The following is a 19974-nucleotide window of genomic DNA, read 5'->3' on the forward strand; positions in this document are numbered from 1 at the left end:
AATGTTCAAACGCATATTAGTCGCCGTAGATGGCTCCAAAAACTCAATGAACGCGCTGGACAAAGCCATCGGCTTACAAAGGCTGATTCCTGACGTCGAGATCTTTCTGCTGTGCGTGTACAAGCACCACAGCCTGTTTGAGGCGTCTTTGTCTATAAACCGTCCAGACAGCATGGACATCCCCGACAAGGTACTTTCGGAGTACGCCAAGGAGGTTGTGAATCACGCCAAAGAACATGCCAAGGTGCAGAAAGCCACTCATGTGCGCGGTTTTGTCAAAAGCGGGCGGCCGTCCAAAGTGATCGTACAGTTCGCCCAAGACAAAGAAGCTGACTTGATTGTGGTGGGCACCCGCGGCACCCATAGCGACAAAGACGGCATACTATTAGGCAGCGTGTCGCACCGGGTAACCAGCCACGCCAAGTGCCCGGTGCTGGTGGTCTGACTGGCCCGGCCTCAACCGCTGGAAGACACCTCCACGCGGTTGCGGCCGTTTCTTTTCGCTCGATAAAGCGCCTTATCCGCCAACCCCATCAGCTTTTCTGGATTGAGGGTACTGTCCGGCCAATTGGCCACCCCCACTGACATCGTCAAAGGCCGCAAAGCCACACCCTCATGCTCAAGCCTGAGGCTCTGTACCCGCTCACACAGCCCCTTCGCTTTTGCCTTCGCCTGGGCACTGCTGGCACCGGCCATAATGATCACAAATTCCTCGCCGCCGTAGCGGCAAACCACATCGCTTTCGCGAAACGCTGGCGCCAACTCACTGGCAATGCGTTGCAGCACCAGATCGCCAACTTCATGGCCGTAATCGTCATTGAAGCGTTTGAAGTGGTCCACATCCGCAATCAGTAACGTCAGCGGGCGTTGACTGCGCAGACACACCGCCAGCTCGTGTTTTATCAACCGATCGAAAAAGCGGCGATTGTGCAGCCCAGTGAGCGCGTCTTCGTAAGAAAATCTTTGTAAATCATCCTGTAATAATACACCGGACAGCGTAAGCCCGATTTTCTGGATAATCTGATCCATTGAAAAATACAGACGGGCGATGCCATATTCAGTTGTGTTGGCAGAAAAGTATTCCGGCATTTCCAGCTGCAACAAACCAATAGTGTGACTCCCGCTCTCAGCCTTTTGCACGTTAATCCATAAACACAGGTTGTGCAGAGCGGCGGGCAAATCGGTATCGTCTGACGGCAAGTCGTGGATATCCGCAAACAGACGAGTGGGCGGCGGCAGGCTTATTAAGCCATCAAACGTCTCTGGCAGCGGTCTGGGGTTGGTGAAAGTGCTGGAAGAGTTAGAGTTGTAACCCCAGCTCACAACCTGGCGCCAGCAGTCCTCAGGCAGGTAGGTGCATAGCGCATCCGGCTGGTACAGAACACCCCGTAGTGGACTGGTCAAGGCAGGAAGTTCGAGCACCAGCAATTCCATGGCCTGGGTTAACGAAACGCAGCGCTGCAGGCCCGCGACAACGACATCGGACAGGTGGTTTTTCTCATTTTCAAACGTCAACAGCTTTACTCGCCGGCGCTCACGGAGGGTCAGTGCCTCGGCTTTTGCCGTGCGTTCAGCCACCTCCTGTTCAAGACCCGCGTTCATTTGCTGAAGCTGGATCTGCATATGACGGTAATGCGCCACTGAAATGCTGATAACCGCCAGCAGAAATAACAGAACACCCCAGCTAAAGGGCACTCTTACCCAAGGCAGGAATCCGTGAGCCACCGCCATATCGGCCATCAACAAAAGACAGTAAACACCAAATACCGCCAGCAACAGTCTCTGCTCACCAGACATCTGGCGAATGTCGAACAACGCCATGGCCGACATGATGATCAAAGACACCAGAAACAGACCGTCAAACACTGGATAGGTAGATGCCAGAGTGACCAGCCCCAAAAGCGATGCCCCCAGCGCCAGCACCAGGTACAGCAGATGCAGCTGCCACAGCCGTCTGAGCAACCGCGCCGGCCTTGTTCCACGCCACTGCGTCAGCATCACCCCCAAAGCAACCGGCACCATGTAATAAGAGCCGGCTTCCAGATACTCCCACACTAACGGTTGGTGCCACAGCAGCTGGTTCGCATCAGTGCCGGCGAGCAGCAGGAGTGATGAGCTGGAGGCAAATAAAGCAATGCCACTAAAGCCCTGATCGTCTTTGCGCACGAACGCAAAAACCGCAGCCAGCAGTGCCAGCAGCGCGCACATTCCAGCCACGATCAGTGATTTTACCGAATTTTTCAGAATATAGGGCACCAGGGCCTGCTGTTCCATAACAGCCACTTTGCCCCACAAGCCAATATCGATGTAGTTGGAATAAATTCTGAAATACAGGGGCTTGTCGTGGTAATCCGGTGGCAGTGCAATAGCATGCCAGGGCCAGCCAGCAAACTCACCACGGCCCTCGGCATCGAACTCACCAAACTGGTAAATCTGCCGGTCGCCTTGCCAGACCTGCACAATCAGATCAACACTGAATATATAGAGCATCGGATCGTGCCAGTGGCCGGCCGGCAGTGTTACTCGGTACCACACGTTATTACGACCATTCCGGTTGGGCGGGTTTGAGGGGAAATTGATGGCGGACCACTGATCCAGGGCGGACGTTTCTGTCCATGTAGGGACACCGTTGGCGCCTATCGGGGAGTCGCCCCAGCGATATTCCCAGCCTTCGGTGACCGGTTGACTGGCAGCAGAGGCAACTGAAGAACCTATCGCCAACCAAAACAGGGCAGCAACAATGAGGCACGGGAGTGTCAGGGTCAGGCGGAGAGGTGCCAAGAACATCGAAGAAAGCGGCCTTCCAGCTGTGGCGATCACATGATTGTAGATCATTGCCATGTCTGACACCTACATTTACGACACATAAACGGCTGCGAGTTCGCTTTTGCACTCATCGGCCTGCCCGGCCGCTATTGCCACCAGGCAGGCCGCCTATAGCAGGCCAGATTAACGACCTGACTTCAGTTTTTCCCAATACTTGGCGTAAACCTGCATTGCTTCATCGCCAATGTCGGTCTGGAATTCAGCGTTCACCATGTCTGCCGCCGTGGGGTAGCTGGCGCGATTGTTGGCAACCGCATCGTCTAGCAGCTCACGGGCAGGCAGCACCGGTGTCGCATAGCCGATATCGGTGCTGATCAGGGCAGCAATTTCCGGGCGCAGCACAAAGCTGATGAACTTGTGGGCGGCATCTGGGTTCTTCGCATTCTTCGGAATAACGAAGCTGTCGAGCCACACGATAATGCCTTCTTCCGGATACACGTATTCCAGCGATTCCAGGACGTCTTTGCCCATCACCGCTTCACCGTTCCAGATCATGCCAATGTCCACTTCGCCTTCCAGAAACGGCATGCGCGGGGCATCAGAATTGAAGGTTCTTATCGAAGGCATCAGTTCGGTGAGCTTTTTATAAGCCTCTTCAATCTGCTGCGGATCGGTGCTATTACCGGAGTAACCCAACACCCGCAGTGCCATGTGGAACACTTCGCGCATGTCGTTGGTCAGAATGACCCGGCCGTTAAAGCGCTCCTCCCACAAATCCGCCCAGGCGGTGACCGGCTCACCGTCGATGGCGGCGATGTCTACGCCCAGCCCGGTGGTGCCCCACATGTAAGGCACGCTGTATTCATTGCCCTTATCGATGTCCAGATTGATCAGCTCCGGGTCAAGCTGGTCAAAGCCCTCAATCTTGCTGCGATCAATCGGCATCAGCAGGCCTTCGTTGCGCATTTTGCTCACGAAGTAGGTAGACGGCACGGCCAGATCGTAGGCGGCGCTGTCGTCCAGCAATTTCAAACGGGCGTACATGGCCTCGTTGCTGTCATAGGTGGTGTATACCACCTGTATACCGGTTTCTTCCTCGAAGCGGGTCATCACTTCCTGAGGCATATATTCAGACCAGTTGTACAGGTTCAGTACCTTGGGCTCTTCCGAGCTGCAGCCCACAAGGCCAGCCGTCAATATTCCCGCCAGTGCCAATTTTTTCATTGTTTGTTCCTCATCAATATCCATTGCGACAACAACAGCATCACCAGTGAAAACACCAGTAACAAAGTGCCTAAAGCATTCACTTCAGGTTTCAGGCCCACACGCACCATGGAGTAGATGCGCAGGGGCAATATTTCGTAACTGGGTCCGCTAACAAAAGTGCTGACGACCACGTCATCCATGGACAGTGTAAAGCCCAGCAGCCAACCCGCCAGCAGCGCCGGCATAATCACCGGAATCAGCACGGTGCGAGTCATAGTGAAGTCGCTGGCGCCCAAATCCCGTGCAGCTTCCGGCAAACGCTCGTCAAATCCGCTGAGCCGCGCCATTACGGTAATCACTACAAACGGTAAACAGAAGGTGACGTGGGCCAGCAGTAACGACACATAGCCCAGCTGGATACCCGCCAGCAAAAACAGACCCAGCAAGGATATAGCCAATACGATCTCCGGGGACATCATCACCACAAACAACATGCCTTTCAGCGCTTTTTTGCCGCGAAAACGATAGCGATGAAGCGCCAGTGCGGTCAACGCGCCAATCAGGGTAGACACGGTAGCAGCCGTGAGCGCCAGGAACAGCGAGTTGCCCAAGGCTTTCATCATGGCGTAGTTGTTAAACAGCGATTCATACCAGCGCAGGCTAAGCCCGCCCCAGCTATAGCCTGTGCGTGAATTGTTAAACGAGAACACCACCAACACGGCGATGGGGATGTACAGAAGAAGGTAGACCAGTGCCAGGTAAGTCCGCGGTAGCCAGCGCATCAGGAACTCTCCTCGCCCAGGCGTTGTTTGCTCAGGCGGTGGGCGAACATCAACAGCGCCATGGTCAGGGTCAACACGATGCTGGCGGCCGCACCAAAGGGCCAGTTGCGGGCATCCAGAAACTGATTTTTAATCACGTTGCCCACCAGAAGGTTGCGCGAGCCACCGAGTATGTCAGGCACAAAAAACAGCCCCATGGCCGGCAGCAACACCAGCATAACGCCGGCCAGAACACCCGGCAGGGTGAGCGGAATAATCACATTTTTGAAGGTGGCAAGGCGCCCTGCGCCCAGATCGTGGGAGGCTAATAGCACGTCCTGACGTAAATCATCAAACACCGCGTACAAGGGCAGAATCATAAACGGCAGCAGCAGATACACCAGCCCGATAATCACCGCGCCCTGGGTGTACAGCATTTGTAAGGGCTCAGAAATCCAACCCAGCCACAGCAGTGCACTGTTCAGCAGGCCGTTGGTGGCCAGAATCAGTTTCAGAGCGTAAACCCGCACCAGCGAATTGGTCCAGAAGGGTATGATCAATAAAAATATCAGCAGCATCTGCTGGCGTTTCTGCACTTTGGACAGCGCCCAGGCAAACGGATAGCCAATCAACAGGCATATCGCCGTGGTCAATGTCGCCATCCACAAGGAGTTTAAAAACACGTCCAGATACAGCGGATTGAACAACTGGCGGTAAGCATCCAGGTTCAGTGGCAAGGCGATAAACGTGGATGGGTCGCGGGTCATCACACTGGCACCCACCACCAGCAGGTTGGGCGCCAGCACCAGAAACAGAAGCCAACCCCACACCAGCACCAGAACAGCGGTTTTAAAAGGCTGTAGCCTAATGCTCAGCATCATCGGCGGCCTGCTCCTCTTCGTCGGTCAGCGGTTGGTCTTGTTCTTCGGCCAACAGCCATTCCCAGCCGTCTACCCAGCTAACCCGCACTTTCTCGCCAATGTTGTAATCGAAAGTTGGGTCGTCTTCATCAAAAAACTCGCTGGCCATCACCTGGCTGCCGTCTTCCAGCTCGATCACCGAATCCAGAGTGCTGCCTTTGTAATTACGTTCGACAATCTCGCCGGCCACGCCTTCGCTGTCGTCTGGCGCCAGCACGCGGATGTCTTCCGGGCGCAGCAGTACGTGCAGTGACTGGTTCAGGGTGACACGGAAAGAGGGCTTGTTCAGTACCCGCTTCAGGCCGAACACATCCACGCTGATCTCGCGATCGCCAATGCTGGTGACCTGTCCCGGAAAAAAGTTGGTCTGCCCCACAAAACGCGCGGTGAATAAGTTGGCCGGGCGCTCGTAAACTTCCCGCGGTGTGCCCAGCTGTTGGATATAGCCGTCTTTCAGCACCGCAATGCGGTCTGACATAGACAGCGCTTCCTCCTGATCGTGGGTCACGAACACAAAGGTAATGCCCAGTTCACGCTGCAGGCGCTTGAGCTCTACCTGCATGGTGCGGCGCAGCTTGTAATCCAGTGCTGACAAGGGTTCGTCCAGCAACAGCATTTTTGGACGCTTCACCACCGCGCGGGCGATCGCTACCCGTTGCTGCTGGCCGCCAGACAACTGATGCGGCTTACGCTTAACGAAATCTTCCAGCTGCACCATCGCCAGAACTTCTGCTACCCGTTCGCGGATTTCCGCCGTTGGGCGCTTTTCCATTTTCAAGCCATAGGCCACGTTGTCATACACTGACATGTGGGGAAAAAGGGCGTAACTCTGGAATACGGTATTGAGGGGGCGTTGCTCGGGAGGCTGGTCGGTAATGTCGACTCCGGCGAGGGTAACGGTGCCGTTATCGGGAAGTTCAAAACCCGCCATCATTCTCAACAGTGTGGTTTTGCCGCAACCGGAGGGGCCTAGTAGCGTGATGAACTCACCGTCAAAAATATCCAGCGTGAGCGAATCCAGTACGGTTTTACCGTCGAACTGTTTGCTGATTGTGCTCAGCGAAAGTAACGTTTTTTCCATCAAACCAGCCCAAATCGAAACGGTGTCACCGTGGGTGAACGCAAAAAGCAAAAGGGGCGTGAGGATAATCCACAACGCCCGCAGTTGCATTCTTTTTAACCAGTCTTTGACTCTGCCAAATCCTGGCGTTCCGCCTGTTTATTCGTTAACAACCGAGTTCAGATACGCCTTGTCAGAAATGTTAGTCCACTGGCGCACCTGCTTCAGGTACTCCTGCTGGGAAGTAATGATTTCCTTTGCCAACGGATCTGCGGCGCTGGCCTCTTTCAACAGTCTTTCGGTGACATCGCGCAGAGCGCTGATGACTTCCGGCGGGAAGATTTTGTGGGTAACGTCCGGGTAATCCTGCTGCATACGGCTCCAGGCCACACCGCTTTCATGGGTGCTCTGGATGTACATGTCATAGGCCGCAGTGCGCATGGCCACACGCAGAATTTCCTGCAGGTCTTCTGGCAGCTTGTTCCAGGTTTTCTCGTTAATCAGAAATTGGACTTCAGCGCCGGGTTCCTGCCAGCCGGAATAATAGTATTTGGCAATCTGGTGGAAGCCCATCTGTAAATCCAGAGCCGGGCCTACCCACTCAACGGCGTCGATGGTGCCCCTTTCAAGAGCGCTATAGAGTTCGCCCGGCGGAATGTTGGTTACCGCAACACCCAGCTCTGACATCACTTCACCCGCGAACCCCGGGGTGCGCATTTTAATGCCCTTCAGGTCATCCAATGAGGTGATTTCATCACGAAACCAGCCGCCCATCTGGTTGCCGGTGTTGCCACCGGGAAACGACAGCAGGCCAAAAGGCTGGTAAACCTTCTGTGCCAGCTCCATGCCGCCACCGTGATAGAACCAGGCGTACTGCTCTGGCGCTATCATGCCAAACGGCACGGTGGTGAAGTACATGGCGTTAGGAATGCTGCCCTTATAGTAATAAGAGGCCGTATGGCCCATGTCGTATTGGCCGTTGCGCACCAGGTCAAAAATGCCAAAAGGCGCTTTGTGCTTATTGGACGAATCGATGCGGATTTTCAGCCGTCCGCCAGACATGGTTTCTGCCATTTCTGCCATGTGTTTGGTGGTGTCCCCCAATATGGGCGAGCTGGGGCCCCAGGTCTCCGCCAGTCGCAGGTTATAAGTTTCCTCAGCCAATGCTGAGGATGTGGCCAGGGTTGCGGCCAGGGCCAAAGTGGCCACGATCAGTTTACGCATTGTTATGTCACCTTATTGTTGTGTTTAAACTTTGAAGTTTCCGATCAAATGTTGCAAAGACTCACTCAAACGCGCCAGCTCGTGGCTGGCCTCGTGGGTCTGACCAACCCCAGTATCGCTTTGCTGGGCCGCATCGACAAGACGCACCACGTTTTGATTTATCTCTTCGGCCACCTGGCTTTGTTGCTCGGAAACGGTGGCAATCTGGGTGACCTGATCGTGTATCTGCCCAACAGAGATTTCAATGGTGGCTAAAGCCTGAGCAGCATGGCTGATACGCTCGATGGTTTCAGCCGAACGCTCCCGCGACTGGTTCATACACTCGGCGGCGGCACGGGATTCGGTCACGATGCAATCTGATCGGTTTCCGAACCCTGCCGCTGAACCGATGCGCGGGTTTCGTTGGCCACGCTGCTCAGTTCTTCCGCAGCTGAAGCCACCTGATCGGTGGTGGCCGATACTTGGCGAATGGTTTCCTGGATGTTGATCACAAAGGTATCCTTACTTTATAATCGTACGTTAATTTCAGTCGTACTGATAAAGTGCTCAGCCTGCAAAGCCAACCGTTTTCAGGTTGGGCGGGCGATAATCCGGATCGCGACGCCAGCGTTCGCCAACCGACTCGTGAAGTCGGGTTTTGATGTTTGGCACCTGCAAAGGTCGAATTAATGGCCGGGCAAAACGGAACACATGACGTCGCGAATTATGCAGCTTGGCGCTGGCGCTCGGTTTGAGCGTTTCAACCAGGTGGTTTTCCACCCCCAGGCCCGTGGCCTCTGCTTCTTTTAACATCCATTCAAGCGGAGAGTCAGCGGCACACAAGCCCTTGTCATCTGGCCCGTAACCACCGCCAATATCACTGTGGGAGCCGGCAAACCACACCTGTTGCAAGTCCAGCTTAGGCCGTGGCAACCAGAGCGTCGGTTCAAAGTCTTCACGGCGCTCGTCAATGGCCAGCGCGTGGCGGGCAAAACTCACGTTACTACCCAGTTTGGTGTCGTAGAATTCGTCTTTGCTGTCAAACAGACCCATCAGGGAAAAAGGCACACCCAGGGCACCAACCGTATCCCACACGCCAACAAAACGAACCTGCCGGGACGGATGGCTGTGCGCTGCGCGAAAAGCCAGAGACTCCGCGCCTTCAGGTGCGTAGTCTTTTCCCGACTTTTTGTAGTGTTCAAATCCCTGCTGAATGCGCGCTGCGTCTACCCGTTTGAGAATGCCGCAGTTGTTGATCAACCCACACAGCGCCCGCACGGTGTAAGCCCCGCGACTGAAACCGAACAAATAGATTTCGTCACCCGGTGCGTAGTTCTGAACCAAATAGCGATAGCCATCAAGAATGTTCTTGTGCAGGCCCTGGCCCGTTACTCCACCAATCAGTGCGTTATGATACGAACCTATGCCCCAGTCATAAAACACCTGCTGTGGCAGTCCGTCCGCTGCGATAGGCGTTATCGCTCTGGCCAACCGCAAAACGTTGGTTGGAAAATCCTGTTGCAGGTCTTCTTCTGGCCTGTTCCAGGTGCCGTCTGCGCAAATAACAATCCGTTTTGCCATAGTACTGTCCTCGTTAGCCACACGGCGTATACCTGTTATTTAGTATAGTCGGGCTCTGGGTTTTCGCCGTAGCGCGGATCTCGACCCGCAAGGGCGCTGCCCGATACTGAGTGTTTTGGACAGCGGCAAAGTATTTCGCAGCCAGCACCAGGCCAAACACGCTGGCTGCAACAACTATGTGATTACCCCAAATTTTTTGGAGTCAGGTGCACTTTGAGTTAAAGGATAAAAGTGGCACAATACTGATTCGTTCAATTTTAGAATAACCTTATTCCAAAACGAGGATTCACCATGAAAACCGTTCACGACCTTGTCGCCGAGGCCAAATTACACATTCAGGAAACGCCACTGGCCAATGCCGATGAAGCTATCCAGAATGCAGATTTGCTGATTGACGTCCGCGACGGCGACGAGTACCGCCAAAGCCACATTCCTCACGCCATGAATATTTCCCGCGGTTTGCTCGAGTTCAAATTCAGCAACGACCCCACACTGGATAACCGTGGCCTGGGCATTGTGCTTTACTGCAAGAACTCAGGACGCTCGGCTTTGGCAGCCAAGGCATTACAAGAATTGGGCTATAGGAATGTACAGATTATAGAAGGCGGCTTTGAAGCCTGGCAGGCAGCGGACAAGCCGCAGGCCAAGCCAGAAATGCCCAGCTTCGATTAGCAGCCGGGTGCAGGCAATGGCAGGGTATAACAAGCAGGCCTAGCGAGCCTTGGTAACGGCCATGGTCAGGCGGGAAACGCAGGTTTTTTTACCTTGTTCGTTTTCAATCACTATGTCCCACACCTGGGTAGTGCTGCCAAGATGAATCGCTGTCGCAGTGCCGTAAACCCAGCCGTTGGTGACGGGGCGAAGATGGTTCGCATTGATTTCAAGGCCCACCGCCACGGTACCCTGATCGCGCAGGCAGTGGTTAGCAGCCATGCTACCCAAGGTCTCGGCCAGCAGAACCGAGGAGCCACCGTGCAGAACGCCAAATGGCTGAACAGTGCGCTTGTCAACGGGCATACGGCCCTTTAGGAAATTGTCACCCACTTCCAGAAATTCGATACCCAGGTGGCTGACAGCGGTGTTCTGACAGCTCTTGAGCAGATCTTCTTTGGTCGGAATTCGAGTCCATATCGCCACGGTTTGAGCCTTGTATGAGTGAGTATTTTTATGTTTGCAGGGTTTGGAAGTAGTCTATCCAGATAGCAAGCGAACAGCCAGACTGCGAGCGCCCACAAGTGCCCGGCAGGCTGACATTAATGCCAGCCAGGGAAGGAACATCATGCGTGCATCAGGATTTTTCATGGCGGCTAAACCACTCGCACCAACGCCTGCTTTAGCCAACCAAGGCGCCCTGTTTCGGTAATTTGACGGCGCATACCGGGCACCGGGCGAATCATGAACAAGTCGCCGTTGCGGCCCACCAGGGTTTTGGGCACCCCGATTTGCTTCGCCAGCCTTGCGTGCACGGCCATGTGTTCCTCTTCCCCGTGCACCGGAATGGCAACGGCGGGCTGAACCCAGCGATACATCGCCTCAAGCTCCTCCTGCGCCGGGTGGCCAGACGCGTGTATCGGTAAGTCGCACTGCTCGGCGGTAATAACCTTAACCCCCATTCCCTGCAGTTGGCCGATCAACGCGGCGATCAACTCTTCATTACCGGGAATGGCGCGGGCGCTGAAAATCACCGTGTCACCGGCTTCCAGTTCAACATCGGGGTGACTGCCATTGGCCAGACGGCGCAAGGCCGTGCGCGGCTCGCCCTGGCTACCCGTCGCCACGGCTAATACTTCGTGCGGCGGCAAGTAGCCCAGGTGGGCAGGGTTGATTAACTCGTCGGCACTGTGCCACAGGCCTGTGGCTTTGGCGGCAGAACTCATATTCACCAGCGATCGCCCCAACAGCCCCATATAGCGCCCGGTCTCGCGGGCAACCGCCGCCAGGGTGTGCAGGCGGGCAATGTTGCTGCCAAAACACGCCACCACCACACGGCCCTCCGCGCTTTTCACCGCACTTAAAAGACCTTTATGCAGGGCGCCTTCAGACACCGAATGGCCCTTGACCGTAGCGTTGGTGGAATCACACACCATGGCAGCTACGCCCTCGATCGCCAAATCCGTGAATGTCTGTTTGCTATAGCCATGGCCAATCAGCGGCTGGTCGTCCAGCTTCCAGTCGCCGCTGTGGAAAATATTGCCCACCGGCGTGCGGATCATCAGCGCGTTGGGATCGGGTATGGAATGGGTTAACGCCAACCATTGCACGTTGAAAGGCCCGATTTGACGCCGATCATTGGTTTCCATCACCACAATGGGAACCCGGTGCAGCATATCGAACTCGGCCAATTTGCGACGCAAAATCTCTGCGGTAAAGCGGTTGGTGTAAATCGGGCATTGCAACAATGACCAAAGGTAAGGCACGGCACCCACGTGGTCTTCGTGGGCGTGGGTAATCACCAGGCCACAGAGCGTTTCGCGGCGATCGGCAATAAATGCGGGGTCTGCCATTTGTACCGGCGGTTCGCCGTGATGGTGCATGCTGCCGTCTGCCGCCAAACGGCCCGGTTTTGGGAAGGTTACGCCGCAGTCCACCATTAGCCAACGGCCATCGTGGCCATACAAATTCAGGTTCATGCCAATCTCGCCGGTGCCACCAAGGGGTAAAAACCACAGGTCATTGGAATCCGGCATCATGATTAAAACTCTCTCAGGTTGAATTTGCGCCGTTATGGCACAAGCTATAATTGTACGGTGCACACACCGTAACTCACTTATTGCTTAACAAGGGCGGATGTTTATGAATATCCTGATGGTTTTGACGTCTCACGATCAACTCGGCGACACCGGCAAAAAAACCGGTTTCTGGCTGGAAGAGTTCACCGCTCCTTATTACGTATTCAAAGACGCCGGCGCTCACATTACCATTGCTTCGCCCAAAGGCGGCAAGCCGCCAGTCGACCCCGCCAGCGAAACCGAAGGTGCCTTAACAGACACCACAAAGCGCTTTTCAGAAGATGCACACGGTAAAGAGTCCCTGGCCAGCACCCGCAAACTCGCCGACGTGGACATGAACGACTACGACGCCATCTTTTACCCCGGCGGCCACGGCCCGCTTTGGGATTTGGCCAACGACAAGCATTCCATAGCGCTGATCAAACGCGCCTACGAGCAGGATAAAGTCATCAGCGCGGTTTGCCATGCGCCTGGCGTGTTCAAAAACGTAGAAGTGAAGCCCAACCAGAATATCGTCGGCGGCCGTAAAGTCACCGGCTTCTCCAATTCCGAGGAAGAAGCGGTTCAGCTGACCAAACTGGTGCCTTTCCTGGTGGAAGACATGTTGAAAGAAAACACCGGCAATTACAGCTGTGGCGACGACTGGGCACCTTATGTGGTGGTTGACGGCAAACTGATTACCGGCCAGAACCCGGCTTCCTCCGAGGGCGCGGCCAAGGCTGTGGTACAGACCCTGCTCGAAGGCTAAAGTTCGTAATGCCCAACCCTGGCTTGGCATTTTGCCTCGCTGGGGAACCCTCACTCCCATAATTTCCCGCCAATTAAGCATTAACATTCGCCAGTCTGTGCTAACGTTTTGACGAAAATCTCAACAGGGTGACTTTTTTATGAGCAATCCAAAGCATACCCTTTTCTGGATGACGTTTTTTCTGGCGATTGTTGCCGTCGTCGGCGTATTGATTCACCAACCGCTGATAACCGCCTTTATGGCCAACTGGGTTTTCAACCTGTTGATTCTTTGCGTACTCATTGTTGGCATCGGCCTCACCTATCGTCAGGTGTTCGTATTGTTTCCCGAGCTGCGCTGGATTTCCCAGTTCCGCACTGGCCAATCAGGCCTGTCAGTGCTGGAAGAACCCCGCCTGCTCAAGCCGCTGGCCCGGCAGCTGGGCGAAGATTCCAAACGTGACCGTTTTACGCTCTCTACCATGTCACTGCGTACGGTTCTGGATGGCATTCATTCCCGCATGGATGAGCAACGCGAGATCACCCGCTACTTTATCAACCTGTTGGTTTTTCTGGGGCTTCTTGGCACCTTCTGGGGTTTGCTGGGTACCATCAATGCGGTGGGTGCGGTGATTACCAACCTGGACATGGGCCAGGGTGATTTAAGCAAGGTGTTTGCAGACCTCCAGGCCGGGCTGCTAACGCCCTTGCAGGGCATGGGCACAGCCTTCAGCTCGTCGCTGTTTGGCCTTGGTGGCTCCCTGATACTCGGTTTTCTTGATATTCAGGCCGGCCATGCCCAGAACCGGTTCTATGACGGGCTGGAAGAATGGCTGACCGGCGTTACCAACCTGCTGGACCCCTTCAACAGCAATGAACGCCAGCGATGATTGGGTCCAGACGCCGTAGCCGAAGCACCACCAACGTGTGGCCGGGGTACGTAGACGCCCTCTCGGCCCTGCTGATGCTGGTGATATTCATGTTGCTGGTTTACGTGGTAAGCCAGCTTTTCCTGTCGCAGACACTGTCTGACCGCAACTCCGAACTGGCCCGACTGAACCTGCGACTAAGCGAACTGTCCCAATTATTGGGCCTGGAACAGGGCACAACGGCAGCTCTGGAGCAGCAAATGCTCATCGTTCAAAACAGCTTTAGCGATAGCCTGGCCGAGAACGAAAACCTACAGCAACAGCTGGAAGCGTCCCGCGACCAGTTAATGCGGCAGACCGCCGATGCCGAAGCCCGGGCTGAAAATCTGGCGGACATGAACCAGGAGCTGGGAAACAAGGATGAGCTTTCCAACAGCCAGCAGACCATGATCATGCGACTGTCCAATCAGATTGCGGCGCTTCAAAACCAGCTGCGACAGATAACCGCTGCGCTTAGACTGCAAAAAGAAATGACCGTTGATCAGGAAGACGAGCTGAAAAGTGTCAGCCGGCGCCTGAACACAATGCTGGCGGAGCGGATCAACCAGCTGGAGCAGTACCAGTCTGAATTTTTCTCACGGTTAAGAAACATTCTGGCCGCCAATGAAAACATCCGCATAGTCGGCGATCGCTTCCTGCTGCCATCCGAGTTGCTGTTCGCTTCCGGCTCGGCCCTTCTCGGCGCAGAAGGCAAACGCGAACTCGACAAGCTCGCCGGAGTACTGCTGGATGTGGTTGAAACCATTCCTGCAGATCTTGAGTGGATTCTGCGCATTGATGGCCATACCGATCGGATTCCCATCAATACACCGCAGTTCCCTTCCAACTGGGAGCTTTCAACCGCACGCGCTGTCGCGGTAGTGCGCTACCTGGCCGATCAGAGCGTGCCGCAAAACCGCATGGTCGCGGCGGGTTTTGGTGAGTTCTTCCCGGTTGCTGATGGAACCACACCAGAAGCCTTACAGGAAAACCGGCGCATCGAAATAAAGCTGACCGATCGTTAATTCGCTAACACCAACTAAGCCGATCATGAGTATAGCAAGCAGGCCTCTTTATTTGCCCTTTTGCTGAACACGAGCAAGGCTTTGACTTAACACCAAGTGACAAGCGTAGCCGATAACCACCCCCCAAAAGGCAGAAGACAGGCCAAATAAAGACATACCCGATGCAGTTACGATAAACGTAATCAGCGAAGCCTCGCGATCGCTGGGATTTTCCATAGCCGTGAACAAGTTCCCGGCGATAGCGCCGAGCAATGCCAGGCCCGCAAGCACCGCAACAAACGCTGAAGGCAAGGAGGTGAAAAGGCTGACGATGGTGCCGGCGAACAGACCACCGACCAGGTAAAATACACCGTTAAAAACACCGGCGACATACCGCCGTGAAGGGTCCGAGTGGGCGTCTTTTCCGGTACAGATAGCCGCCGTAATGGCCGCCACCACAATGGTGATACCACCAAAAAAAGCCATCGGTAGCGATGCCAAGCTGGTCACGGTGATAACCGGCTTCGCTTTTATGGAATAGCCCGCCCCCTGAATAATTGCCATGCCTGGCAAAAACTGTCCACTCAAGCTGACGAGTACCAGCGGAATCGCAAGGCTGAGCGTAGATGCAAACGTCCACTCGGGCTGAATGTATTGCGGCAACGCCATATCCCAGCGCACGCCCGACAGTGATGCATCCTCCAAAACCACAGCCAGAATGACGCCCACCACTAACAGCAAAACCAATGTATATTTTGGAACAAAACGGCGAAATACAACATAAAATGACAGCATTCCAATGGCCAAGGCCGGCGTAGACTCAATAGCCGTGAAGGCGCCAACTCCGAACTGGAAAATAATGCCCGCCATCATGCCAGCGGCGATCCCTTTCGGAATAATTCGTACAAACGCATCAAAAGTGCCAGAAACACCAATAATAAAGATGATAATAGCTGCGGTAATATAAGCACCAACAGCTTCATTCAGTGACAGCTCGGGAAACAACGATACAAGCAGAGCGGTTCCGGGCGCAGACCACGCGGTAATCACCGGCACTTTTAGCCACAAAGACAAAACAATTCCTGAAACGGCCGCCCCTACAGAAATAGCCCACACCCAAGACGTCATCATGCCTGGCGAAATGCCGGCGCTTTCACCAGCCTGGAAGAAGATAGCCAGTGGCCCTGAATAGGACACGAGTACAGCGAGGAAGCCCGCAACCACAGCTGGCATAGAGAGCTCTTTTAGAAATTTGGACATAGGCTTGAATCCATTGTTAGTTATTGTAGATTCGGTTCACAAAAAAAGGCCCTCGCACAAAAGTGGGGGCCAAAAAGGGCATGACTAAATGTCCGACCCGGGGCGCATCCGTGTTTTAATCAGCTCATCAATAAGGGCGATAACATCCACGTCACCCCAGGTCGCCGCCCGCTATTGGGAGTATTGTTCCAGTGATGTAACTGGCGGCATCCGATGCCAGAAACAGGATAGGATCTGCCTGTTCATCCAGCGTGCCGTAGCGTTTCATTAAACTGGTCGCTTTTGTCTGGTCAATCAGAGTCTGATACCAGGCTTTGTTTTGCTCACTCTGCTCGTCGTTGTTCCGCGGAGTCAGGCGTGGAGGTGCTTCAGTGCCGCCCGGCGCCGCGGCATTGACTCGAATGTTGTGCTCCGCGTACTCAAACGCCATATTCACGGTCATGGCATTCACACCGCCTTTAGCCGCGCCATATGGGACACGCATAAGCCCGCGGGTTGCTACCGATGATACGTTCACAATCACCCCACCCTTCTGCTCCAGCATATAAGGCAGAGCAGCACGGCAGCACCACAGCGTTGTGAATAGTGAGCGCTGAATTTCCTTTTCAATCTGCTCCGGAGTGTATTGGTCAAAAGGCTGGGCCCAGATTGTACCGCCCACATTGTTGATCAGAATATCAATGCGGCCGAAGTGTTCTTGGGCCTCTGCCATAACTTTTTCGGCGCCGATCCAGGTCTCCAGGTTGGCCTGAATGGAAACTGCACTCGCGCCCTGCTCACGCAATTCAGCGGCAACGTCATGCACATAATCGGCAATATCTACCAATAGCAAGCTGGCGCCTTCGGCGGCTGCCCGCTCGGCAACACGTTTGCCAATGCCTTGGGCCGAACCGGTAACCACAATTATCTTATTGGTGAAGCGGGCCTTCATGCCACTTTCTCTTCAGGCCCAGGCGCGCTCGGTGTGAATTTCTCATAGTGGAAGGAGTTCGGCTTAATACCTTGCTCACGGAAGTAGCCGAGCACGGAATCAACCATAGGGGGTGGCCCGCACAAATAGACATCCACATCACCCTCATTAAGTGGCGCTTTTTCCATGTGATGGGTGACGTAACCTTTGCGCGGATGATTGCTTTCGTCACTGGACACACAGGTAACGTAGCTGAAGTTGTCAATATCCTCAGCGAAGCGATCCAACGCGTCCAGACACACTAGGTCGTCGTCATTTCTGACGCCGTACACCAAGTGCGTCGGTACGTTGCATTCATTGGCTTTCATGTGTTCCAGCTTTGCCAACAAGGGCGCCAGACCAGTTCCCCCAGCAAGCATCAATATCGGCCGGTCAACGGGTCGCAGATAGAAGCTGCCCATAGGCCCGGTCAGGGTTAGCTTGTCACCGGTGCGTGCTTTACCTACAAGCCACGAACTCATCAGCCCGCCCGGCACATTGCGAATCAGAAAACTTAGATCACGGCTGCCAGGTTTTGAACTGAAGGAATACGAGCGGGTTTCCTCGGTATCCGGCACCTGAATTTTCACGTATTGCCCCGGCAGGAAAGCTAAGTCTTCGTCTGCTGTGATCTTCAATTCGATGGTTGTGGGCGAGATCAGGTTCACCTCGGTCACAGTCCCGGTTTTTTTGGCATTACCGGTTTTGCACATGTTGGAAGCCACCGGGACCTCCACCACACAATCACCAGAGGGCACCATCTGACAGGTCAACACCATGCCTTGCTCAACCTCTTCTTCAGACAGCGCTTCGTCAAGATACTCCTCACCCAAGTCGAACTCGCCCTGGTGGCAGGCAGCCTTGCAAGTGCCGCAGACGCCATCCGAGCAGTCCATAGGCAGGTTTATCTTTGCACGGTAGGCCGCATCAAGGACCGTTTCGCCTTCGTTACAGGACACAAAACGGGTAACGCCGTCTTCAAAGTTAAGCGCGATGTTATAACTCATTGTGATGCTCTCCCCATCAATTACAGGTGATAAACGTCCAGCACCTGATGGATGCGATCATTGTTCAGAACAATTCGTTTCTCCCGGATCAACGGTTGTTCACCGGTGATGTCCAAAGTGTAGAAAGAGGTTCCGAAGAATTCTGACGTTTTCTTGTAACGGTAGGCCTTGGTCAACCAGTTAAACCGTAGTTTCACTTCGCTGTCATTCTGGGACAGGATCTCCAGGTTGCTGGTGAAGTGCGAGGTACGTGGCTCCGGCATGGAGCTGGCACCAGAACGCTCAGTCTCGATCCGGTAAATCCGATCTTCCAGGCCGTCCTTGTTAGGGTAATAGATGAGCGAGATCTCGCTTTGCGGATCTTCGGTTAGCTCCCCATCATCGTCCCAGGCTGGCATCCAGTATGTAACGTCGTCGTGGTAGCATGCCAGCCAGTTGTCCCATTCACGATCGTCCAGGAAGCGGGCCTCGCGAATGATGAATTGTTCGATGTCGTGATAGTTAAGGCTCATGAGGACTCCTCCTCTGAAGTCATTGGAATGAAACGGGCGCGCTCGGCCTCAATGGCACGGGTCATCTCAACCTGCCAGTGTTTGTGGTGGTTCACGTAGAGGCCTTCGTCATCCGGCCTTGCTCCACTCATGGTCGGCTTCATGTCGATCTGGCTGGCGTTCTCATCCGGACCATCAATCCAATGTGTAGCACCACGACTCATGTCGTTCCAGCGCATGTCCCTGGCCTCATAACCGACCTGGCAGGCACGAAACTCTTCCATGTCGTCCGGTGTGCCCATACCGGTCACGTTGAAGAAATCCTCATACTGGCGGATACGCTTGGCGCGCAGTTCCGGAGGCTCGTTCTTCGGGCCAAAGGCATAGATGGTCACTTCCGTCTTGTTGACGTCAATCGGCCGCGTCACACGGATCTGCGTGGAGAACTGATCCATCAGGAACAGGTTCGGGTATAAGCACAGATTCTTGGTGGTGCGGACAATGGAGTCAGCACGAGCCTCACCGTAGACCTTCTTCAAGCGCTCCAACTGGCTGAAGATCGGACGTACTTCCGGGTTCAGCAGGCGAGTCCACAACATCATGTGACCGTTCTCGAAGGAATAAAATCCGCCTTCTGCCGACCAGCTCTTAGCGTCGACCGCCTCAGTGCCGCCCTTGTCGTAATTACGCTGCCCCATGGTGGACAAATAGTTCCAATGCACTGTGCTCACGTGATAGCCGTCAGCGCCGTTTTCTGCGGTCATCTTCCAGTTGCCGTCGTAGGTGTAAGTCGAGCTCCCCCGCAGGACTTCCAGCCCGTCTTCCGACTGATCCACAATGTTGTCGATGATCTTAGTAGTTTCACCCAAGTATTCCTCAAGGGACGCTACATCGGCGCTGAGACTGCCAAACAGGAAACCACGGTAATTGCCGAACTTTGGCATCTGCTTTAGATCGTGGGAACCATCGGTATTGAACTGCTCCGGGTACCCGCCAACCTTCTGGTCTTTTGCCTTCAAAAGCTGACCGTCATTGCGGAAAGTCCAGCCGTGGAACGGGCAGGTAAAGGCGGTTTTGTTGCCACGCTTTTTGCGACACAGAGTGGCGCCACGGTGGGAGCAGGTATTCAGGATGGCTTTCAGCTCGCCATCCTTGGCGCGGGTAATGACCACGGGCTGGCGACCAACGGTCATCGTGTAGTAATCACCCGGCTCTTGGATCTGGCTCTCGTGAGCCAGATAAACCCAGTTGCCTTCGTAGATGTACTTCATTTCCAGATCAAACAGTTCCTGGTCGATGAAGATGCCGCGATCGCACTGATATCGGCCGGTTTCCGGGTCGGCAACCACTGCATTGCGAACCTTGTCTGCGAGCTTTTCGAGTTTGCTGGTCATGTCGTTTAC

General features: G+C 54.5%; 19 protein-coding genes and 1 pseudogene. 5 read left to right on the top strand and 15 right to left on the bottom strand.

Features of this window, described 5'->3' with window-relative positions:
- The first annotated feature begins 1 nt into the window (after window position 1).
- Window positions 2-445 (top strand): universal stress protein, encoded by a 444-nt coding sequence (locus tag MELB17_RS04805; RefSeq protein WP_007349013.1) that lies wholly within the window; start codon window positions 2-4, stop codon window positions 443-445.
- Window positions 446-456: 11 nt separating this feature from the next.
- Here MELB17_RS04805 and MELB17_RS04810 read toward each other — a convergent pair whose 3' ends face one another.
- From MELB17_RS04810 to MELB17_RS04845, 8 genes and pseudogenes are all read right to left on the bottom strand, one after another.
- Window positions 457-2841, bottom strand: coding sequence for a GGDEF domain-containing protein (locus MELB17_RS04810; protein ID WP_227498801.1), 2385 nt, complete (start codon window positions 2839-2841; stop codon window positions 457-459).
- Window positions 2842-2949: 108 nt separating this feature from the next.
- Window positions 2950-3990, bottom strand: a complete 1041-nt coding sequence (locus MELB17_RS04815; RefSeq protein ID WP_007349015.1) for an extracellular solute-binding protein — start codon at window positions 3988-3990, stop codon at window positions 2950-2952.
- A complete protein-coding gene (potC, locus tag MELB17_RS04820; RefSeq protein ID WP_007349016.1) occupies window positions 3987-4754 on the bottom strand; it encodes a spermidine/putrescine ABC transporter permease PotC in 768 nt (255 codons plus the stop codon). Before potC ends, MELB17_RS04815 begins: the two co-directional genes overlap by 4 nt.
- Window positions 4754-5614: a spermidine/putrescine ABC transporter permease PotB gene (gene potB, locus MELB17_RS04825; protein WP_007349017.1), complete on the bottom strand. Its 861-nt coding sequence runs from the start codon at window positions 5612-5614 to the stop codon at window positions 4754-4756. The genes potC and potB overlap by 1 nt, the downstream gene beginning before the upstream one ends.
- A complete protein-coding gene (potA, locus tag MELB17_RS04830) occupies window positions 5598-6734 on the bottom strand; it encodes a spermidine/putrescine ABC transporter ATP-binding protein PotA (protein ID WP_036183701.1) in 1137 nt (378 codons plus the stop codon). The genes potB and potA overlap by 17 nt, the downstream gene beginning before the upstream one ends.
- A gap of 138 nt (window positions 6735-6872) precedes the next feature.
- Entirely contained in the window at window positions 6873-7937 is a 1065-nt protein-coding gene (locus tag MELB17_RS04835; protein WP_007349019.1) for a TRAP transporter substrate-binding protein, read from the bottom strand.
- 24 nt (window positions 7938-7961) lie between these two features.
- Window positions 7962-8437 (bottom strand): annotated as a pseudogene (locus MELB17_RS04840) (methyl-accepting chemotaxis protein); the annotation flags it as partial.
- A 46-nt stretch (window positions 8438-8483) separates the two neighbouring features.
- Window positions 8484-9497: a DUF2235 domain-containing protein gene (locus MELB17_RS04845; RefSeq protein WP_007349022.1), complete on the bottom strand. Its 1014-nt coding sequence runs from the start codon at window positions 9495-9497 to the stop codon at window positions 8484-8486.
- A 291-nt stretch (window positions 9498-9788) separates the two neighbouring features.
- Between MELB17_RS04845 and MELB17_RS04850 the strand changes: the two genes are divergently transcribed.
- Window positions 9789-10169 (top strand): rhodanese-like domain-containing protein, encoded by a 381-nt coding sequence (locus tag MELB17_RS04850; protein ID WP_007349023.1) that lies wholly within the window; start codon window positions 9789-9791, stop codon window positions 10167-10169.
- A 39-nt stretch (window positions 10170-10208) separates the two neighbouring features.
- Here MELB17_RS04850 and MELB17_RS04855 read toward each other — a convergent pair whose 3' ends face one another.
- Both MELB17_RS04855 and MELB17_RS04860 read right to left on the bottom strand, forming a co-directional pair.
- On the bottom strand, window positions 10209-10634 hold the full coding sequence (locus MELB17_RS04855; protein ID WP_007349024.1) for a hotdog fold thioesterase: 426 nt from the start codon (window positions 10632-10634) through the stop codon (window positions 10209-10211).
- Window positions 10635-10804: 170 nt separating this feature from the next.
- A complete protein-coding gene (locus MELB17_RS04860; protein ID WP_007349025.1) occupies window positions 10805-12187 on the bottom strand; it encodes a ribonuclease J in 1383 nt (460 codons plus the stop codon).
- 103 nt (window positions 12188-12290) lie between these two features.
- Here MELB17_RS04860 and MELB17_RS04865 point away from each other — a divergent pair, with 103 nt between their 5' ends.
- The 3 genes from MELB17_RS04865 to MELB17_RS04875 all read left to right on the top strand — a co-directional run bounded on the left by MELB17_RS04865 (window position 12291) and on the right by MELB17_RS04875 (window position 14885).
- Window positions 12291-12974 (top strand): type 1 glutamine amidotransferase domain-containing protein, encoded by a 684-nt coding sequence (locus MELB17_RS04865; RefSeq protein ID WP_007349026.1) that lies wholly within the window; start codon window positions 12291-12293, stop codon window positions 12972-12974.
- Between the two features lie 139 nt (window positions 12975-13113).
- Entirely contained in the window at window positions 13114-13842 is a 729-nt protein-coding gene (locus MELB17_RS04870; protein ID WP_007349027.1) for a MotA/TolQ/ExbB proton channel family protein, read from the top strand.
- Window positions 13839-14885, top strand: a complete 1047-nt coding sequence (locus MELB17_RS04875) for a peptidoglycan -binding protein (protein WP_007349028.1) — start codon at window positions 13839-13841, stop codon at window positions 14883-14885. Before MELB17_RS04870 ends, MELB17_RS04875 begins: the two co-directional genes overlap by 4 nt.
- 48 nt (window positions 14886-14933) lie before the next feature.
- Here MELB17_RS04875 and MELB17_RS04880 read toward each other — a convergent pair whose 3' ends face one another.
- The 5 genes from MELB17_RS04880 to MELB17_RS04900 form a co-directional block, all read right to left on the bottom strand.
- Window positions 14934-16124, bottom strand: coding sequence for a benzoate/H(+) symporter BenE family transporter (locus MELB17_RS04880; protein WP_036183606.1), 1191 nt, complete (start codon window positions 16122-16124; stop codon window positions 14934-14936).
- 151 nt (window positions 16125-16275) lie between these two features.
- A complete protein-coding gene (gene benD, locus MELB17_RS04885; RefSeq protein WP_007349030.1) occupies window positions 16276-17055 on the bottom strand; it encodes a benzoate diol dehydrogenase BenD in 780 nt (259 codons plus the stop codon).
- On the bottom strand, window positions 17052-18080 hold the full coding sequence (gene benC / locus MELB17_RS04890; RefSeq protein WP_007349031.1) for a benzoate 1,2-dioxygenase electron transfer component BenC: 1029 nt from the start codon (window positions 18078-18080) through the stop codon (window positions 17052-17054). The genes benD and benC overlap by 4 nt, the downstream gene beginning before the upstream one ends.
- 20 nt (window positions 18081-18100) lie before the next feature.
- On the bottom strand, window positions 18101-18592 hold the full coding sequence (gene benB / locus MELB17_RS04895) for a benzoate 1,2-dioxygenase small subunit (protein ID WP_007349032.1): 492 nt from the start codon (window positions 18590-18592) through the stop codon (window positions 18101-18103).
- Window positions 18589-19965 carry a Rieske 2Fe-2S domain-containing protein gene (locus MELB17_RS04900; RefSeq protein ID WP_007349033.1) on the bottom strand — a complete coding sequence of 459 codons (1377 nt, stop codon included), beginning with the start codon at window positions 19963-19965 and terminating at the stop codon, window positions 18589-18591. The genes benB and MELB17_RS04900 overlap by 4 nt, the downstream gene beginning before the upstream one ends.
- Window positions 19966-19974 lie beyond the last annotated feature (9 nt).

The organism is Marinobacter sp. ELB17 (genome assembly GCF_000169375.1).
Classification (GTDB): Bacteria; Pseudomonadota; Gammaproteobacteria; order Pseudomonadales; family Oleiphilaceae; genus Marinobacter.